This window comes from Bradyrhizobium sp. USDA 4510, from assembly GCF_054059095.1.
Genome location: NZ_JBSSBT010000001.1, coordinates 6,815,581 through 6,831,889 on the forward strand (window position 1 = coordinate 6,815,581; position 16,309 = coordinate 6,831,889).

General features: G+C 66.1%; 17 protein-coding genes. 7 read left to right on the forward strand and 10 right to left on the reverse strand.

All coding sequences use genetic code 11. The features are described 5' to 3' along the window. Positions 1–30: 30 nt before the first annotated feature. From ACVMDN_RS31800 to ACVMDN_RS31810, 3 genes are all read right to left on the reverse strand, one after another. Positions 31–672 (reverse strand): YoaK family protein, encoded by a 642-nt coding sequence (locus tag ACVMDN_RS31800; protein WP_076829899.1) that lies wholly within the window; start codon positions 670–672, stop codon positions 31–33. 139 nt (positions 673–811) lie between these two features. Then, positions 812–2,860, reverse strand: a complete 2,049-nt coding sequence (locus ACVMDN_RS31805; RefSeq protein ID WP_076829896.1) for an elongation factor G — start codon at positions 2,858–2,860, stop codon at positions 812–814. 159 nt (positions 2,861–3,019) lie between these two features. After that, positions 3,020–3,934, reverse strand: coding sequence for a LysR substrate-binding domain-containing protein (locus tag ACVMDN_RS31810; protein ID WP_076829893.1), 915 nt, complete (start codon positions 3,932–3,934; stop codon positions 3,020–3,022). Positions 3,935–4,058: 124 nt separating this feature from the next. Between ACVMDN_RS31810 and ACVMDN_RS31815 the strand changes: the two genes are divergently transcribed. Next, entirely contained in the window at positions 4,059–4,991 is a 933-nt protein-coding gene (locus tag ACVMDN_RS31815; protein ID WP_083715109.1) for an alpha/beta fold hydrolase, read from the forward strand. On the opposite strand, the gene ACVMDN_RS31820 is transcribed toward ACVMDN_RS31815, so the two are convergent. The 3 genes from ACVMDN_RS31820 to ACVMDN_RS31830 all read right to left on the reverse strand — a co-directional run bounded on the left by ACVMDN_RS31820 (position 4,988) and on the right by ACVMDN_RS31830 (position 7,762). Continuing rightward, complete coding sequence (locus ACVMDN_RS31820) at positions 4,988–5,470, reverse strand: DUF992 domain-containing protein (RefSeq protein ID WP_028336066.1); 483 nt, start codon at positions 5,468–5,470, stop codon at positions 4,988–4,990. The two genes, ACVMDN_RS31815 and ACVMDN_RS31820, sit on opposite strands and share 4 nt — an antisense overlap. 319 nt (positions 5,471–5,789) lie before the next feature. Further along, complete coding sequence (locus ACVMDN_RS31825; RefSeq protein ID WP_076829891.1) at positions 5,790–6,311, reverse strand: DUF992 domain-containing protein; 522 nt, start codon at positions 6,309–6,311, stop codon at positions 5,790–5,792. A 248-nt stretch (positions 6,312–6,559) separates the two neighbouring features. Further along, the gene (locus ACVMDN_RS31830) at positions 6,560–7,762 is read right to left on the reverse strand and encodes a pyridoxal phosphate-dependent aminotransferase (protein ID WP_076829889.1); all 1,203 of its coding nucleotides are present in this window, start codon (positions 7,760–7,762) and stop codon (positions 6,560–6,562) included. Between the two features lie 618 nt (positions 7,763–8,380). Between ACVMDN_RS31830 and ACVMDN_RS31835 the strand changes: the two genes are divergently transcribed. From ACVMDN_RS31835 to ACVMDN_RS31845, 3 genes are all read left to right on the forward strand, one after another. Beyond that, on the forward strand, positions 8,381–9,034 hold the full coding sequence (locus ACVMDN_RS31835; protein ID WP_057015955.1) for a glutathione S-transferase family protein: 654 nt from the start codon (positions 8,381–8,383) through the stop codon (positions 9,032–9,034). 180 nt (positions 9,035–9,214) lie between these two features. Beyond that, positions 9,215–9,391: a hypothetical protein gene (locus ACVMDN_RS31840; protein ID WP_168859259.1), complete on the forward strand. Its 177-nt coding sequence runs from the start codon at positions 9,215–9,217 to the stop codon at positions 9,389–9,391. Positions 9,392–9,452: 61 nt separating this feature from the next. Continuing rightward, positions 9,453–9,608 carry a hypothetical protein gene (locus ACVMDN_RS31845; protein ID WP_168859260.1) on the forward strand — a complete coding sequence of 52 codons (156 nt, stop codon included), beginning with the start codon at positions 9,453–9,455 and terminating at the stop codon, positions 9,606–9,608. A 190-nt stretch (positions 9,609–9,798) separates the two neighbouring features. Here the strand turns inward: ACVMDN_RS31845 and ACVMDN_RS31850 are convergent, their stop codons facing one another. Continuing rightward, positions 9,799–10,152, reverse strand: coding sequence for a DMT family protein (locus ACVMDN_RS31850; RefSeq protein ID WP_076829887.1), 354 nt, complete (start codon positions 10,150–10,152; stop codon positions 9,799–9,801). Between the two features lie 212 nt (positions 10,153–10,364). Here ACVMDN_RS31850 and ACVMDN_RS31855 point away from each other — a divergent pair, with 212 nt between their 5' ends. The 3 genes from ACVMDN_RS31855 (at position 10,365) to ACVMDN_RS31865 (ending at position 12,958) form a co-directional block, all read left to right on the forward strand. Beyond that, positions 10,365–11,180 carry a PAS domain-containing protein gene (locus ACVMDN_RS31855; protein ID WP_076829885.1) on the forward strand — a complete coding sequence of 272 codons (816 nt, stop codon included), beginning with the start codon at positions 10,365–10,367 and terminating at the stop codon, positions 11,178–11,180. Between the two features lie 103 nt (positions 11,181–11,283). Next, entirely contained in the window at positions 11,284–11,745 is a 462-nt protein-coding gene (locus ACVMDN_RS31860; RefSeq protein ID WP_076829882.1) for a GNAT family N-acetyltransferase, read from the forward strand. Between the two features lie 271 nt (positions 11,746–12,016). After that, entirely contained in the window at positions 12,017–12,958 is a 942-nt protein-coding gene (locus ACVMDN_RS31865) for an aldo/keto reductase (protein ID WP_076829881.1), read from the forward strand. Positions 12,959–13,025: 67 nt separating this feature from the next. On the opposite strand, the gene ACVMDN_RS31870 is transcribed toward ACVMDN_RS31865, so the two are convergent. The 3 genes from ACVMDN_RS31870 to ACVMDN_RS31880 all read right to left on the reverse strand — a co-directional run bounded on the left by ACVMDN_RS31870 (position 13,026) and on the right by ACVMDN_RS31880 (position 16,260). After that, positions 13,026–13,370 (reverse strand): endonuclease domain-containing protein, encoded by a 345-nt coding sequence (locus ACVMDN_RS31870; RefSeq protein WP_057015131.1) that lies wholly within the window; start codon positions 13,368–13,370, stop codon positions 13,026–13,028. 80 nt (positions 13,371–13,450) lie between these two features. Beyond that, positions 13,451–14,680: a DUF1501 domain-containing protein gene (locus ACVMDN_RS31875; RefSeq protein ID WP_076829878.1), complete on the reverse strand. Its 1,230-nt coding sequence runs from the start codon at positions 14,678–14,680 to the stop codon at positions 13,451–13,453. Further along, complete coding sequence (locus tag ACVMDN_RS31880) at positions 14,677–16,260, reverse strand: DUF1800 domain-containing protein (RefSeq protein ID WP_076829875.1); 1,584 nt, start codon at positions 16,258–16,260, stop codon at positions 14,677–14,679. The genes ACVMDN_RS31875 and ACVMDN_RS31880 overlap by 4 nt, the downstream gene beginning before the upstream one ends. Between the last annotated feature and the right edge of the window lie 49 nt (positions 16,261–16,309).

Genomic DNA, 16,309 nt, shown 5'->3' on the forward strand with positions numbered 1-16,309 from the left:
ATCGTGACATCGGCCAAGGCGGGCGCGCTGTCAATGCGTCCGCTTCGCGGTTGCGGCAACCAGCGCGCTGAGGGCGAACGCGGCGGCTGCGGCGAACCAGATCGCGGCGAGGTTGATCCAGCCATAGACCAGCCCGCCGGCGAGCGCGCCCGCGACCAGCGCCGCCCACAGCAGCAGGTTCGGGAGCCAGGCCCAGCCCGCACCGCCTGTGAGCGCGGCGGCGATCAGCTGACCGGCCTTCACCAGCGCCCCGGTGACATAGGTGAGGCCGAGCCCGGCCCCGCCTTCGAGCTGGAATACGGCGTTCTCGAGCCCCATCGCCAGCACGATGGCGGCGACCGCGGCGTTCGACAGGCCATAGGCATAGGCCACCGCCGCCGCCGTGAGCAGCCACGCCTCGATGAGCAGGAGCAGGGGCTGGCGATGCACCAGCGCGCTGAGCACGATCAGGCTGCCGGCTGCGGCGCCGGCGACGAACAGCACGATCAGCTCCAGCGCTTCCAGGGCGTGCTGCCAATGCCCCTCGGCCAGCGTCACGCCAAGCCGCGTCGAGTTACCGCTCATGAAGGAGACGAACAGCCCGCCGAGATGCAGATAGCCGATGCCGTCGACATAGCCGGCCATTGCGCTGAGCGCGCAGGCCAGCGCCAGGTTACGGCGGGATTCAAGCATGCTGGCGGAAACTGCGTCATAGGAAGGGAATCACGGGCGCTATCTTGGCCCGTCATTCCGGGGCGATGCGACAGCATCGAACCCGGAATCTCGAGATTCCGGGTCTGGTCCTTCGGACCATCCCGGAATGACAATTCGATCACGCCGCGTCGCGATGCGCGGCGATGATCTGGTCGGCGGCGCGGCCCGTCACTTCGGCCATGCGGTCGAACTGGCGGGTGAAGGTGCCGGCGCCGGCCGTGGCGGAGCGCAGTTCGACAATCAAGTCGCCGATCTCCGATTCCGGCATCGTGGCGCGGACGCAATCCCAGCCGATCCAGCCGTCGCGGGTGTCGAAGCCGAGGATCTGGCCGCGGCGCGCCGACAGGATCGCGTTGATCTTGGCGGTGGCGTCGGTCGGACAGACGATCTCGACCATATGGATCGGCTCCAGCAGCACCGGCTGGCACTGCGGCAACCCTTCGCTGACCCCGATCCTCGCCGCGGTACGGAACGCGAGATCGGACGAGTCGACGCTGTGATAGGAGCCGTCGGTCAGCGTGACGTCGACGTCGATCACGGGGAAGCCGAGCGGGCCGCGCGCCAGCGCGTCGACAACGCCCTCTTCCACCGCGCCGATATAGTTGCGCGGCACCGCGCCCCCGACCACTTTCTCGTGGAATTCGAAGCCTGACCCGCGCGGCTTCGGCTTGATGTCGAGCACGACGTCGCCGAACTGGCCATGGCCGCCGGACTGCTTCTTGTGCCGGCCGCGCTGGGTGATCGGCTTGCGGATGGTCTCCTGATAGCCGATCGCCGGCGGATGCGATTTGACGTTGACGCCGTAGCGGTCCTTCAGCCGCTCCTGCGCCACGCGCAGATGCATCTCGCCCTGCCCCCACAGCACGGTGTCGTGGGTGCGCGGGTTCTGGATCATCGTCAGCGAGGGATCTTCCTCGTTCAGCCGCAGCAGCGCCTGGCCGAGCTTGACATCGTCCTTGCGGTCGGTCGCGGCAATCGAGATCGACAGCACGGCCGCGGCCGGCTCGACCTTGACCAGCGAGGCCGGCGCCGTCTTGCCGCTCGAGACCGTATCGCCGGTCTTGATCGCATCGAGCTTGCCGAGCGCGACGGTGTCGCCGGCCTCGGCCTGCGGCCGCTTGCTGTCATGCCCGCCCGAGACCGCGAGGATGCCTGAGACGCGTCCGCTCTCGCCGCTTGAGGATTGCAGCGTCGCGCCGTCGTCGAGCCGGCCCGCAAGCACGCGCGCCAGCGACAGCTTGCCGCCGTGCTGCAAGTGCACGGTCTTGAACACGTAGGCCAGCGCATCCTTCTGATCCTTGATGCCGAGCCGATCGGCGGTCTCGGCGACGCCGGGCGCCTCATGGCGCAGCGCCTTCATCAGGCGCAGCACGCCGTTCTCGCGGCTCGCAGCGCCGAGCAGCACCGGACAGATCTGCCCTTCGCGCAGTTCGCGGGCGAGATCGTCGAACACGGCATCGCGCGGCGGCTGGATATCCTCCAGCAACTGCTCCATCAGCGCGTCGTCGTGGTCGGCAAGCTTCTCCAGCATCGAGAAGCGGGCTTCCTTCTCGCGATCGAGATTGCCGCCCTCGAGCGCCATCACCTCCGACGGCTTGTGCTCGCGATAGACGAAGGCGCGCTCCAGCGCGAGATCGACAAAGCCTTCGATCAGATCGCCGTTCCAGATCGGGATCTGGCGCAGCACCAGCGGCACGCGCGAGGCCGGCTGCAGCGTCGCAAGCGTCTCGCGGACGCGCTTGTTGGCGCGGTCGATCTTGTTCAGGAACAGGAAACGGGGAATTCCGAGCTCCTCGAGCTCGCGCAGGATGATCTGCAGCTGCGGCAGCTTTTTCTCGTCGGCTTCGCAGACCACGACCGCGGCATCGACCGCCGGCAACGCTGCACGCATATCGTGCGCGAATTCGATCGAGCCGGGACAATCGATAAAGGTGTAGCTGTCCCCCATAAAGGTGGTGGTGGCGGCGGTCAGGCCTACGCCCATCTTGTGCTGACGCGCCTCGGGGCTGGCATCGCCGACGGAGGTTCCGGCATCGACGCTGCCGGCAGTTTTAATGGCGCCAGTGCGCGCCAGGATCGCTTCCAGAAGTGTGGTTTTACCGCTTTGGAAAGGGCCCACCAATGCGATGCACCGTGGACCTCGGGGACTTCTGACGTCTTGTCCCATTGCCGCCTCCTCGTTTTGGAGCTCGGCCCATGATTGGGTCGGCGACCGTTTATGCTCTGCCTGCGTTTGACATTTGGCAAGCGGGAAAACGTCGCTGCGGTGCGGCGTCGCGGAGGTTTGCAATTCCGAGCCATCGTCCGGACAATTGCATCCGCTGCGTCAGTTCCTTCGCGCAAGTCCCGGAGCAATCTCGCGCCAGCGTGTCGCAAGGTCGAGCAGACGCTGCACGGCGGGCGAGACATCTTCTTCACGCCACGCAATCGTGAGCGGCGCCGTCACCGCCGGCGCGGCCAAGCGGACATACGCCACGCCGCGACCGGTCTGCGCGCGTGCCGCGGCCTCCGGGACGAGCGATACACCGACGCCGGCGGCGATCAGGCCAATCGCGGTTTGCAGATGCAGCACCTCCTGCGCGAGTCGCGGCGTGAATCCGGCGGCCTGGCACGCGGCGACGATCAGGCCGGTGACCGATGGCTCCGGCCGCGCCGGATAGAGCACGAAGGCATCATCGGACAATTCGGCAAGCGCAATGTCGTCCCTCTCGGCAAGCGGATGCGCGCGCGGCAACGCCGCGATATAGGGCTCCTCCAGGATCAGGCGCTGGGCAAGACCCGCCTCCGGCAATAGCGCCGGGCGTGCGAAGCCGACATCGATCCGGCGTCGCCGCAGCGCTTCGGCAATCTCGGCCGCCAGCATCTCGTCAAGCACGAGCTCGACGTCGGGACAGGCGTCGCGATAGCTGCCTATGATATCGGGCAGACCGGCGAACATCGCGGAGCCGACGAATCCGATCGCGAGCTTGCCGGCCTGGCCGCGCCCGACGCGCCGCGTGTCCGCAACCGCGGCCTCGAAATTTGCGAGCAGGGAGCGGGCGCGCGCAAGCAGCAGCTCGCCCGCCTCGGTGAGCCTGACAGGACGGCTATTCCGCTGCAGCAACGTCACGCCGAGTTCGTCCTCGAGCTGACGGATCTGCTGGCTTAGCGGCGGTTGCGCGATGTGCAGCCGCTCGGCCGCGCGGGTGAAGTTCAATTCCTCGCCGAGCGCCACGAAATATCTGAGATGTCGCAATTCCATGCCGTCGGTATAGCACGGCGGCGGGTGCCGTCAGTCATACGCAACAGCTCTGCAACCGTATCGAACGAGTATTGGACCGGACGCGCGAACGCGGACAGCCTGCGGCAAAGCACAGGGAGTCCTCATGACGGCGCTGGAAAAAGCCTTCGCGGAAGCAGCCGCGGCAGGCATCACACAACAGAAGATCGATATCGGCGGCCTGCGCGTCAATGTCGCGCGCTTCGGCAAAGGGCCGCCGCTGCTCCTGCTTCACGGCTGGCCGGAGTTCTGGCTGGTGTGGCGCCCGCTGATGCTGCGCCTCGGCGACAGTTTTGAACTGATCGCGCCCGACTTGCGCGGCTGCGGCGACACCGGCAAGCCGACACCGGGGCCCGATGCGTCCGCCACCGCTGAGCGCCACGCGCTGGACATGTTTGCCGTCATGGACGCGCTCGGTCATGACGGCTTCGGCGTCATCGGCGGCGATCTCGGCGCCTATGTCATGCAGGCGATGTCGCATCGTCAGCCGCAGCGGCTGACCGGCACGCTCTATCTCTGCACGCCCTATCCGGGCCTCGGCCATCGCTACGGCCAGCCCGGCCACCTGATCGAGGTCTGGTATCAATACTTCCAGCAGCTGCCATGGGCCGCGCAATTGGTCGGAAGCTCGCGCGAGTCATGCCGGCTCTACTTCCGGCATTTCCTCGACCACTGGTCGGGCGACGATCCCGCGGTGTTCGGCGACCTGCTGGAAGCCTATGTCGACAACTTCATGAAGCCGGGCAACATCCAGGGCGGCTTCGACTGGTATCTCTCGTCCGCGCCCAATCGCCGGCTCTGGCTGGAAGGCAAGCTGCCGGCGCAGCCGCGCATCGACGTGCCGTCGCGCTTTCTCTGGGGCCGCCGCGATCCGTTGATCGCGCCCGAATGGTCGGACAGGTTGAAAGACTATTGGAGCGAACCTTCGATCAGGTTCGTCGAGACCGGGCACTATGTTCACGCCGAGGCGCCCGGGATCGTTGCCGAAGAAGCAAGCGGCTTCTTCGGCAAGCTGATCAACCGCACGGGCGCGCGTTAGCGGCCCGGACGCAGCTCCAGGCTCTCGAGGCCGGCGGCGATGTTGATGCCGACCTGGCCCTGCACGCTGAGCGGCTGCAGGGCGATCGTGTTGTCGGAGCCGCCGACCAGCACGTTGCCGCCGACGCCGACACCGAGCGTCGCGCTGCCCTGCGCGCCGGCATAGTTGCCGGAGAGCGCACCCGGCCCGAGCCGCTCCACCGGCGCATAGACGCCCCAGGCCAGCGCCGATTCCTGGGTGATGCCGAGATCGATGCCGACCTTCTGGATGGTCGCGATGTAGCGATCCTCAGGCAGACCATTGGCGCGCAGCACGCAACCGAGATGGGTCACGGAACCGACGATGAAGCCGACGCTCGCGCCGCCGCGGCATTCAAGGACGCCGACCTGCACGCGCTGGATCGGCTGTTGGGCGCTGGCGCCAACGATTGCGGTCAGCGTGGCGATGGCGGCACCGGCGAGGAGAGTGAAGCGACGCATGTTGGGGAGTCTCCGGCTGAGAGGCATGACGCGAGCAGAGAACAGAACGGCGCCGTGTCTGCGGCGCCGTTCGCATCCTATGCCACAACATCGAACGTCCAGCCAGAATTTGCGGTGCCCGGCCACCGATTGTCAGGAGATGTTGCGGCGCTGCTGTTCCTTTCGGTCTGCCGATTGATCGAGCAATGGACAGCAAACAACAGACAACAAAAAAGAGGCCCGCCTTCGCGGGCCTCTTTGATCGAACACCGACCAGCCTAGAGCGTTTTCGAGCGAAGCGGATACCGGTTCGCGTGAAGAAAACGCGTCAAAACAAAATCTAGTGGTGGTGATGATGACGGTGGTGACGATGATGACGGCGCGGACCGCCGTAGGCGACCGGCTCGAGATCGATCCCGGCGATGCCGGCCGCGACGTTGAGGCCGGTCTGGCCCTGCACGCTGACCGGCTGCAGCGCGTAGGCATTGTTCGGGCCGCCGAACAGGAAGTTACCGCCGGCACCGAGGCCGACCGAGGCGTTGACGCCGACGCCGCCGTAGCTGCCGGCCAGCGCACCGCGCGGAAGCTGCGTGGTCGGCGCGCTCACGGCCCAGGCGAGCTGGGTCGTCGCGGTGACGCCGAGGTCGACGCCGATCCGCTTCACGGTCGCAACATAGGGCTCGGGCCGACGGCCGCCGCTCTGAAACACGCATTCGAGGCGCGCGACAGAGCCGACAACGAAGCCGACATTCTCGCCGCCCTGGCATTGCAGGACCCCGGCTTGAACCTGAGGCGCCGCGTTGGCGGTGGCGAACTGCGCCAGCAACGCAAGCGCTGCAAGGGTGAGGGTCGAAAGTCGCATTGAACTGTCTCCGCAAGGTGAACTGAATTGAATTCGCGCGGCGGACAGGAAGGAAGGCTCGTGTCCAAAACAAGGCAGCGCGCAAAGACGCCGTAAAAACTTCCCGCGTGTGGCATCGATGTTCGCACACACGCGCGTGAGGTGAGCAGGATGTGATTTGACTCGTCGAATCTACCGGCGCGATTTCAGCACACAAACAAAAACGCTCCCGCACCAGGTGCGGGAGCGTTTCTTGATTTCGGATCGACCTACCGCAGATTACCGCAGAAGCGCTGGATGCGCTTGCAGGCATCCTCGAGATCGGAAGTCTTGGTGGCGTAGGAGATGCGGAACGCGGGGCCGAGCCCGAATGCCGATCCCTGCACCACGGCGACGCCTTCGCTCTCGAGCAATTCGGTGACGAACGCCTCGTCGTTGTCGATCAGCTTGCCCGACGGCGCCTGCTTGCCGATCGTGCCGGCGCAGGACGGATAGACGTAGAACGCGCCTTCCGGCCGCGGGCATTCGATGCCGCTCGCCTGGTTGAGCATCGACACCACGAGGTCGCGACGCTCCTTGAACACCTTGTTGTTCGCGGCGATGAAGTCCTGCGGACCGTTGAGCGCCTCGACCGACGCCCATTGCGCGATCGACGACGGGTTCGAGGTCGACTGCGACTGGATCGTCGCCATCGCCTTGATCAGCTGCGCCGGGCCGCCGGCATAGCCGATGCGCCAGCCGGTCATGCAGTAGGCCTTCGACACGCCGTTCACGGTCAGCGTGCGATCGTACAGGCTCGGCTCGACCTGCGCCGCCGTGGTGAAGACGAAGTCGTCATAGACGAGGTGCTCGTACATGTCGTCGGTCATCACCCAGACATGCGGATGCTTGACCAGCACGTCGGTGATCGCCTTGAGCTCGCTCTTCGTATAGGCCGAGCCGGTCGGGTTCGACGGCGAGCACAGGATCACCCACTTGGTCTTCGGCGTGATCGCCTTCTCGAGATCTTCCGGACGCAGCTTGAAGCCGGTCGAGGCCGGGCACACCACCGGCACCGACTCGCCGCCGGCGAGCGCCACCATCTCGGGATAGCTGACCCAGTACGGCGCCGGGATGATCACCTCATCGCCCGGATTGATGGTCGCCATCAGCGCGTTGTAGAGCACCTGCTTGCCGCCGGTGCCGACGATGACCTGGTTCGGCTTGTAGGTCAGGCCGTTCTCGCGCGCGAACTTGTTGATGATGGCTTCCTTGAGCTCCGGAATGCCGCCGACATCGGTGTACTTGGTCTTGCCGGCCTCGATCGCGTGGATCGCTGCCAGCTTGATGTTGGCGGGCGTATCGAAGTCAGGCTCGCCGGCGCCGAGGCCGATGACGTTGCGGCCCGCGGCTTTCAGCGCGCGTGCTTTGTCCGTGACCGCGATCGTCGCGGACGGCTTCACACGGTCGAGCGCAGCGGACAGGAAGGCCATTATCATCTCCTGGCAAACGTCGTGAGCCGTAGGGCCACGACTTGATTTGAATGGGATCGCGGCACCCTAGGCCTGTCGCCGCTGCACCGCAAGAAGCTTGGCGGTAAAGCACGAAAACTTTCGCGCATGGCTCGCGGCGCGCGCAATTTTCCGCAAGTTCCGGCACCGGATGACTCATATCCGGCAAGGCCGGCGACCATAGCTCCGGTCTTGCCGGCGGGCCCTTCGGCGGCATGCGCCAGCGCGGATTGCTCCGAGGACAATGCCGCGCGGCAACCTGCCTGACGGCGCTAACGGCGGGTCGTCAACGCAGACCGGCGCGCGTCGTGCCGCCAAGGACGCGCGTTAAGGTTTGTGAATTGCAGCGCGCCGGCCATGGTCGCGACCTTGGCGATCGACCGCCACCGTGCAGAGCGTCGCGCAGGCGTGATCCGAGTTGTTCTGCCGTGTGGATGGAATCGTTCTGCACGTGTGCAGTGCAGTAGACGTTTCGACTTTTTCCACACTGCAGGGCTTGCGACGCACCCCCGTCAGCATCATTGTTTAGCGGCGTTGCGGTGTGACAGGCCGCGCAATTTTTAAGCGTACCGTCTCCCTGACCGAGTGAACCACGACGCAATGTACAAGCTCTATTCGATGCAGCGCTCCGGCAACAGCTACAAGGTCCGGCTGGCGCTTGCCGTGCTGAACACGCCGTACGAGGCGATCGAGATCGACATCCTGCGCGGCGAGAGCCGCACGCCGGAATTCCTGGCCAAGAATCCGAGCGGCCAGGTGCCGCTGCTCGAGGTCGCCGAGGGCCGCCATCTCGCCGAGTCCAATGCCATCCTCTGGTATGTCGCGATCGGCACGCCGCTGGCGCCGGAGTCGCGGATCGAGCGCGCCGAGGCGCTGCAGTGGATGTTCTTCGAGCAGCACGCGCTGGAGCCGAACATCGGCGCTGCCTATTTCTGGCTGTCGCTGGTCAAGGGCGGACGCGACCTGCAGACGCACGCGCTGGAGGACTGGATGGAGCGCGGCTATGCGGCGCTGCAGGTGATGGAAAATCACCTCAAGGAACACGCCTATTTCGCCGCCGGACAGCTCACCGTCGCCGACATCGCCCTTTACGGCTACACCCACGTCGCCGACCGCTGCGACTTCGACCTGGCGACCTTTCCGTCGATCCGCGCCTGGCTCAAGCGGGTCGAGCAGACCCCCGGATTTGTCTCGATGGACTGGCAGCCTGGTACCGAGGCCGAGCCTGAGCCTCGCCTCGCGGCCGGCGTCTGAACGGCCGGGTGTGAATCCAGGGAATAACGGGGAAACTGCCCAAATAACGGGCAAAACTCGCGCCACCGCCGTATTTTAGCCATTTTTGGACGGCGCCGCCGCCGCAATGTTGCCGGTGACAACCGGCAGATTCGCGCGGATGTCGCGAGTGATTCGCTCGCGGCCTGAGGGATTTAGACCATGAAACGGTGGTCCGGCACGGCAGGCTTCGATGGCCGCCCTGCCCCGGTGGCATCATCCCGGCTGACGAACGCGATCGCCGCGTCGCTCGCGCTCGGCGCGCTGACGTTGTGCCTGGTCGTCGCCGTGACGGTGCTGTCGAGCAACATCACCATGGCAACGGCGATCCCGGCGTAATCAAGCAATTTCCGGTTGGCACCTGATCCGCGGCAAGGCGCGGGAGAGACAGCGGCGCGACATGATGAAGACCCCCGTCGGACTGGTGACCGTGACGCTGTCGGCGGCGATCCTGCTGGCGGCATCGCTCCTGATCGTGACCGGCACGCAAGGCGAAGACCGCGCACGCCCCGCGCATGTCACGACGCCGACCGCCAAGCCGGCCCCGCACCACTAAAGCGCAATGAGATCAGGTCGAACCGCGGCGGCAGTGTGCTCCCTCGCCCCGTTCTTACGGGGAGAGGGTTGGGGTGAGGGGCTCTTTCCGCGTATTCGGAGATCGCTGCATTTGCGGAGAGTCCCCCTCACCCGGAACGCATCTAACGATGCGTTCCGACCTCTCCCCGCACACGGGGCGAGGTGAAGCATTAGCCCCATTTGTGGAAGATCAGAAACGCGCCGGCGGCGATGAAGGCAAATCCGAGCGCGTGATTCCAGCCCAGCGGCTCCTTCAGGTACAACACCGAGAAGGCGGCGAACACGACCAGCGTGATCACCTCCTGCATGGTCTTGAGCTGCGCCGCCGAGTAGACCGCGCTGCCCCAGCGATTGGCCGGCACTGCCAGCCAGTACTCGAAGAAGGCGATGCCCCAGCTCACCATGATGACGATGGGGAGCGAGTGATCCTTGAACTTGAGATGGCCGTACCAGGCGAAGGTCATGAAGACGTTCGAGGCGAACAGCATCAGGATCGGCAGCAGCGACGGCGAAATGGCGGGCATCGAATGTCCTCTTGCAAGCAAAGCACGCGGTAACCCGCAGGCACGGAACCGGGTTCCGTGCCGATCTGCATATCATTTGATTTGAAAGCAGCGAAAGCTGGTTCGGCCCCCGCAACGCCCGCTTAACGGTCGGGACGGAAATGCCGGCGCGGTTGCGGCCCTGTCGTCAAACTGCGGCTTTATCGTTCGTTTGATAGATAGCGAGAACGCGCATGCGGTTCGACTGGCGTGCAATTTCAGGTCCGGCCCTGACGGCGATCACGGCATCCGCCGCCTTCCTGCTCGATCGCCTCGTTGTCGCCGTCCCCAATCCCGCGCCGCTGTTCGTCTGCATCGTGGCGCTTGCGAGCTCGATCAGCGGCATCACCTCCGGGCTGATCTCCGCCGCGATCGCGGTGGCCGCCTCGGCGCTGTTCTTCCTCAATCATCGCGCGCTGCCCGGTTACGACACCGCCGACGTCGCGCGGATGCTGATGCTGGCGGCGACCGCGGCCGGCACCGCCGTGATCACCGGAATGCTACGGCAGAAATGGATCGACGCCTTTGCTGCGGACCAGCAGCATCACGCCACCGCGGAGCGGCTCGCAGCCGCGCTCGACCAGGTCGACATCGGCATCGTGCTGCTCGACGCCGACACCCGCGCCGAATTCATCAACCGCGCCTTCCGCGACTATTTCGCGCTGTCGGATGCGCAGGCCGAGAGCAAGCCGCCCTTCGTCGCACTGATGTATCACGGCCGCGACACCGGCGCCTATGAACTGCCGGAAGACGAGCTGAGCGCATTCATCGCCGAGCGCATCGCGATGATGCGCGCCGGCGACTCCACGCCGATCAATCTCAACCTCGCCGACGGCCAGGTGCTGCGCTTCAGCTGCACCGCACTGCCGGACGGCGGCCGCATGCTGAGCTACACTCCGGTCACCGACCTCGTGCGGCACACCGACGATCCCGCCAAGGCCGATGAATATCGGGCCCAGCGCGCCGGGCGCGAGCGCCGTCTGGCGCGGCTGCTGCGCGCCGCCGAGTGAGGCGCGACCTCGTCCGCAATTGATCCTGCGAGATAGCGACGGTAGAACCTTGCGAGCGGTGCGGAGACATCGCCCGCAACGCAGGATCATCCAGGAATCCTCCATGGCCGACGACGTCACCATCCGCTTCGTCACCCGCGACGACTACGCCCAGTGGCTTCCTCTGTGGGACGGCTACAATGCCTTCTATGAGCGATCCGGGCCGACCGCGCTCGCGCCCGAGATCACCGCGATGACGTGGGAACGCTTCTTCGATGCCTATGAGCCGGTGCACGCGCTGGTCGCCGACGCCGGCGGCAGATTGCTCGGGCTGACGCATTATCTGTTTCACCGCTCGACCACCGCGATCGCGCCAACCTGCTATTTGCAGGATCTGTTCACCAGCGAAGCCGCACGCGGCAAGGGCGTTGGCCGCGCGTTGATCAACGGGGTTTACGCGCAGGCCAAGCTCGCGGGATCGCCACGCGTCTACTGGCAGACGCATGAGACCAACCACACCGCGATGCAGCTTTATGACAAGGTCGCAGACAAGCCGGGCTTCGTCATCTATCGCAAGATTGTCTGAGCGGATCTTCGCGGCCTGTGGATTGAATAGAGGTGTCACCGGCACGTTACAAAGCCCGGCTAGGCTTCCGCTCGCGCAGATCAGGCCCCCCGTCTCAGATCTTCGCCAAGCGGTCCCCGTCAGTCGCCGCGTCTGACCGGGACCGCTTTTTTTGCGGCATCTCATTTTGCGACATCGTCATGCGTGATCGGCGGTAGGACGGCGCCTTGCCGGGCCCTAGTGTGCTTGTCACAATACGCGGCACCGCTCGCCTATCCCACAGGATTGTCTCATGGAAATTCGTAATCTCGGCGGCTCCGGGCTGCGCGTGTCCGCGGTCGGCCTCGGCTGCAACAATTTCGGCCAGCGCACCGACCTCGAGACCTCGCGCAAGGTAATCCACAAGGCGATCGATCTCGGCATCACGCTGTTCGACACCGCCGACATCTATGCCGGCATGGGCGGCTCGGAGACCGTGCTCGGCACCGTGCTGGGCGACCGCCGCAAGGACATCGTGCTCGCCACCAAATTCTCCAAGCCGATGGCGACCGACGGCACCAAGCAGGGCGCCTCGCGGCGCTACATCATGTCGGCGGTCGAAGCGAGCCTCACTCGCCTGAAGACCGACTATATCGATCTCTACCAGCAGCACGACTACGATCCGCTCACCCCGATCGACGAGACGCTGCGCGCGCTCGACGATCTCGTCCGCCAGGGCAAGGTGCGCTACATCGGCAACTCCAACTTCCCGGCCTGGCGGATCGCCGAAGCCGAGTACGTCGCGCGCCAGATGAACATGAACCGCTTCGTGTCCTGCCAGGACGAATACAGCCTCCTGGTGCGCGGCATCGAGAAGGACCTGCTGCCGGCGGCGCAGCAATACAATCTCGGCCTGCTGCCGTTCTTCCCGCTCGCCAGCGGCCTGTTGACCGGCAAGTACCAGCGCGGCGCCGCTGCACCCGCCGATACCCGCTTCGCCAAGGCGCCGGCCCTGAAGGATCGCTACGTCACGCCGCGCAACGAGGACATCGTCGAGAAGCTGCAGGCGTTTGCCAGGGAGCGCGGCCACGCCATGCTCGAGCTCGCCTTCTCCTGGCTCGCCGCCCGCCCGCAAGTCGCAAGCGTCATCGCCGGGGCGACGCGTCCCGAGCAGATCGAGCAGAACGTCAAGGCGATCAGCTGGAAGTTCTCCGCGGAGGAGATGGCGGAGATCGATGGGATAACGAAGGCGTGAAGCGAACGGCACTCTCTCCGCTCCCTGTCCCCGTCCTTCACGGGGAGAGGGTTGGGGTGAGGGGCATCTATCCGCGCAACTCAGTCTGAATTGTAATCAACACACCCTCGACGTTGCCGAGCACATCGTTGTTCCAGAAGCGAAGCACGCGATAGCCCTCCCCGGTGAGATACCAGTCCCGGACCACGTCTGCAGCTGAGTCCGCGTGCTGACCGCCATCCACTTCGATCACGAGCCGTCGCTCGCGGCAGACGAAGTCGCAAATGTAACTCCCGACCGGCACCTGCCGTGCGAACTTATGGCCATCAATCTGGCGATTGCGGATGCGATTCCAAAGCACGGTCTCCGCGTCCGTTTGATTGGCGCGCAGCCCTTTCGCGAGTCGGATAGGTGTTTCCTTGCGGCCACGCATTGCCCTGCCCCTCACCCGGAAGCAACGCGATGCGTCGCTTCCGACCTCTCCCCGCAAAGAGCGGGGAGAGGTCGAGGAAGTCAAGCCACCAGCCCCTTCATCGGCTTTACCGGGGCGCTGTCCGGAAACACGGCATCGGCCAGCACGCGCTCGCCGAGGCCGAACTGGTCGTGCAGCACGCCCTTGATCACGGCGCGCAGGTCGGTGGTCGGGGCGAGGTCGCGGGCCTGGTAGAGATTGGCGGGCTTGAGGCCGGGCCAGTCGGTGATCATGCGGCCGCCATTCACCGCGCCGCCGGCGAGCAGCGCGATGGTGCCGGTGCCGTGGTCGGTGCCCTCGGTGCCGTTGATGCGCGCGGTGCGGCCGAACTCGGTCGCGACCACGATCACGGTGTCGCGCCAGCGCGCGCCGAGGCCGCTCTGGAATTCCGCCAGCGCGCCGTCGAGGCCGCCGAGCAGTTGCGCGAGGCGGCCGACCGGCCCGCCTTCATTGGCATGGGTATCCCAGCCGTCGAAGGCGAGCGCGCCGATCCTCGGGCCGTCATCGGCCGCCATCAATTTCGCGGCGCCCCGCGCCACGAGGCGCATCGCCGCCACGCCGCCCGCCCCGGGCTTCGGCTTCATCTCCTCGCCCTGCGCCTGCTTCTCGAGCTGCAAGCCTTGCGTCAGCGCGCTCGCCAGCGCCGGATCGCGGTGCTGATAGAGATCGAGCAGCCGCATCGCGGTGTCGTCGGCGGCTTGCGGTAGCGCGGTCGGGGCCCAGCCGACGGTCGGCGCCGCGCCGCGCAGCACCAGCGGCGTGGTCGGGCCGACCGCGAGCGCGCTCGTCACCCGCTCGCCTTTCGGCAAGGCTTCCAGCGCGCGATTGAGCCAGCCGGACTGCACGCGGCCCGGACCGGGGAAGCCGCTTTCCAGCACGTCCTGACCGTCGAAATGCGAGCGATCGCGATAGGAGGTCGCCACCGCATGAACCACCGCGGCCTGCTTGGCGCGATACATCCGCGAAAATTCCGGCATCGCCGGATGCAGGGCGAAGAACTGATCCAGCATCACCGCCGCGTTCGGGCCATCGGGGCGCAGCGCGATCGCGCCGTGCAAGCCGGCATAATCAGGATCGCCGACCGGTGCGACCGTGGCGAGGCCGTCGAGTGCACCGCGCAGGATGATGGTGACGAAGCGCGGATCGCGGCCATCGGCGGCGCGCGCGAATTTCGGGAGGTAGGCCCAGGCCGCAAAGGAGGCGCCGCCGAGCAGCAGCGCGCGCCGCGACGTCGCCTGCAGCATCAGGCTCTCGGAGCATTCCATCGTCATCTCCTCTGGAACTCGGGCGACATCAACAGCAGCGCCAGCGCCTGCTGCCGCGATTCCGCGCGCTCGATGGTGCGCCGCGTCTCGGGCGAGGCTGCATCGGCGGCAATGAGCTCGAGCAGGTCGCGCGGGTCGAACCGGTCGGCGAGCTGGGAGGCGACTTGCGCCGAAATGTCGAGCCTGAGCTTGATGCCTTCAGGCGCCGCCCAGGCCGCGGCGGTGTCCGAAAATCCGTTCGGCCCGGCCGGCGACCACAGCGGCTGGCCGAGCACATTGAGGCCATTGAGATAGCGGCTCGGATCCTCGGGATTGCGCGCCAGCAGGCGGCCGGAGGCGACCAGGAATTCGTAAGGCGAACGCATCTTTGTCAGCGGCGCCTGCCAGGCCTCGCTGGACTGAACGAGCGCGGTGGCCAGCGCCCTGAGATCGCCGTCCGTTTTCGTGAATGTATCCTGCAGCCTCGCCACCAGCGCCGGCGGCGGATCGTCGGCAACGAAGTGGCGCGCGAACTTGGTCGCGATGAATTTTGCGGTCGAGGGATGCCGCGCGATGTCCGACAGCACGGCCTCGCCCTGCGCAACGCCCGCCTGCGCGTAGGTCTTGCCGAGCACCTGCTGCGGTCCGGGCTGGTGCGCATTGGCGTTGAACACGAAGCTGCCGGGCACACCTAACTGCCCACGGCGGCCGGCAAAGGTCCAGCCGGTGATGACGCGCGCCAGCGAGGTCACGTCGTCCTGGGTGTAGCCGCCGCCGACGCCGAGCGTATGCAGCTCCATGATCTCGCGCGCGAGGTTCTCATTCAGGCCGCGATTGCGGTTGATGCCAGCGCGCGACTCCGGGCCGAGCGATTGCTGATTGTCGAGAAAGAACAGCATCGCCGGATGCTGCTCGACGGCCTTCAGCATGTCCGGGAAACGGCCGAGCACATGCGGACGGATCGCCTCGCGCTCGAACGAGCCGGCCCACATCCGCGCCAGCGCGCCCTTGTTGGCGGAGACGCAGAAGTGGTTGGACCAGAACACCACGAGCCGTTCGACGAAGCCGCAATCGGCGACCACGCCGCGCTGCAGGCGCGCCAGCGCCTCGGCGCGGAACGTCTTCTGGATGATGTTGAGCGGTTGCGCCGGCGGCTTGGGGGGACCGGGCACCGTCTGCATCGTCGGAGGCTGCATCGGAGCCGACGGCGTCATCGCCGCGTTGGCGCCATCGGCGCCCTGCGCCTGCATCGCCGGATCCTTGCCGGCGATCTCCTTGGCGGCCGTGGACAGCGACAGATTGCGCCGCTGCGCCGGCTTTGCGTCGGACCCTTGCGGCGGTGTCTCGCTCGCGCCTTGCTGCGCGACCTTCGCGGCATTGCGCGCCTGCTGGATCTCGAACTGATAGTCGAACACCTGCTTGCCGAGCTCCGGCGTCGAGAGCAGGCCCGGCACTTCGAGCAGCGCGCCGTTCGGACGCGCCAGTTCCGCCAGCACGAAACCGCGCGGATCGGAGGCGGCGTTGATGAAGTCGCCGGACGCCCCGCCGCGGGCACCGAATCCAAACCGGTTGAGAGCAACCAGCGCGGCTTGCGAATCACGGGCCATCAGAATTCCCTTAACGGCCTATCCCGGCTATATCAGTTGCCTGGCATCA

Coding starts and splice junctions, on each gene's coding strand:
- ACVMDN_RS31815 (WP_083715109.1), top strand. CDS start 4,059: ATGACGGCGCTGGAAAAAGCCTTCGCGGAAGCAGCCGCGGCAGGCATC.
- ACVMDN_RS31835 (WP_057015955.1), top strand. CDS start 8,381: ATGTACAAGCTCTATTCGATGCAGCGCTCCGGCAACAGCTACAAGGTC.
- ACVMDN_RS31830 (WP_076829889.1), bottom strand. CDS start 7,762: ATGGCCTTCCTGTCCGCTGCGCTCGACCGTGTGAAGCCGTCCGCGACG.
- ACVMDN_RS31845 (WP_168859260.1), top strand. CDS start 9,453: ATGATGAAGACCCCCGTCGGACTGGTGACCGTGACGCTGTCGGCGGCG.
- ACVMDN_RS31875 (WP_076829878.1), bottom strand. CDS start 14,680: ATGACGATGGAATGCTCCGAGAGCCTGATGCTGCAGGCGACGTCGCGG.
- ACVMDN_RS31800 (WP_076829899.1), bottom strand. CDS start 672: ATGCTTGAATCCCGCCGTAACCTGGCGCTGGCCTGCGCGCTCAGCGCA.
- ACVMDN_RS31870 (WP_057015131.1), bottom strand. CDS start 13,370: ATGCGTGGCCGCAAGGAAACACCTATCCGACTCGCGAAAGGGCTGCGC.
- ACVMDN_RS31805 (WP_076829896.1), bottom strand. CDS start 2,860: ATGGGACAAGACGTCAGAAGTCCCCGAGGTCCACGGTGCATCGCATTG.
- ACVMDN_RS31855 (WP_076829885.1), top strand. CDS start 10,365: ATGCGGTTCGACTGGCGTGCAATTTCAGGTCCGGCCCTGACGGCGATC.
- ACVMDN_RS31880 (WP_076829875.1), bottom strand. CDS start 16,260: ATGGCCCGTGATTCGCAAGCCGCGCTGGTTGCTCTCAACCGGTTTGGA.
- ACVMDN_RS31810 (WP_076829893.1), bottom strand. CDS start 3,934: ATGGAATTGCGACATCTCAGATATTTCGTGGCGCTCGGCGAGGAATTG.
- ACVMDN_RS31820 (WP_028336066.1), bottom strand. CDS start 5,470: ATGCGTCGCTTCACTCTCCTCGCCGGTGCCGCCATCGCCACGCTGACC.
- ACVMDN_RS31860 (WP_076829882.1), top strand. CDS start 11,284: ATGGCCGACGACGTCACCATCCGCTTCGTCACCCGCGACGACTACGCC.
- ACVMDN_RS31865 (WP_076829881.1), top strand. CDS start 12,017: ATGGAAATTCGTAATCTCGGCGGCTCCGGGCTGCGCGTGTCCGCGGTC.
- ACVMDN_RS31840 (WP_168859259.1), top strand. CDS start 9,215: ATGAAACGGTGGTCCGGCACGGCAGGCTTCGATGGCCGCCCTGCCCCG.
- ACVMDN_RS31850 (WP_076829887.1), bottom strand. CDS start 10,152: ATGCCCGCCATTTCGCCGTCGCTGCTGCCGATCCTGATGCTGTTCGCC.
- ACVMDN_RS31825 (WP_076829891.1), bottom strand. CDS start 6,311: ATGCGACTTTCGACCCTCACCCTTGCAGCGCTTGCGTTGCTGGCGCAG.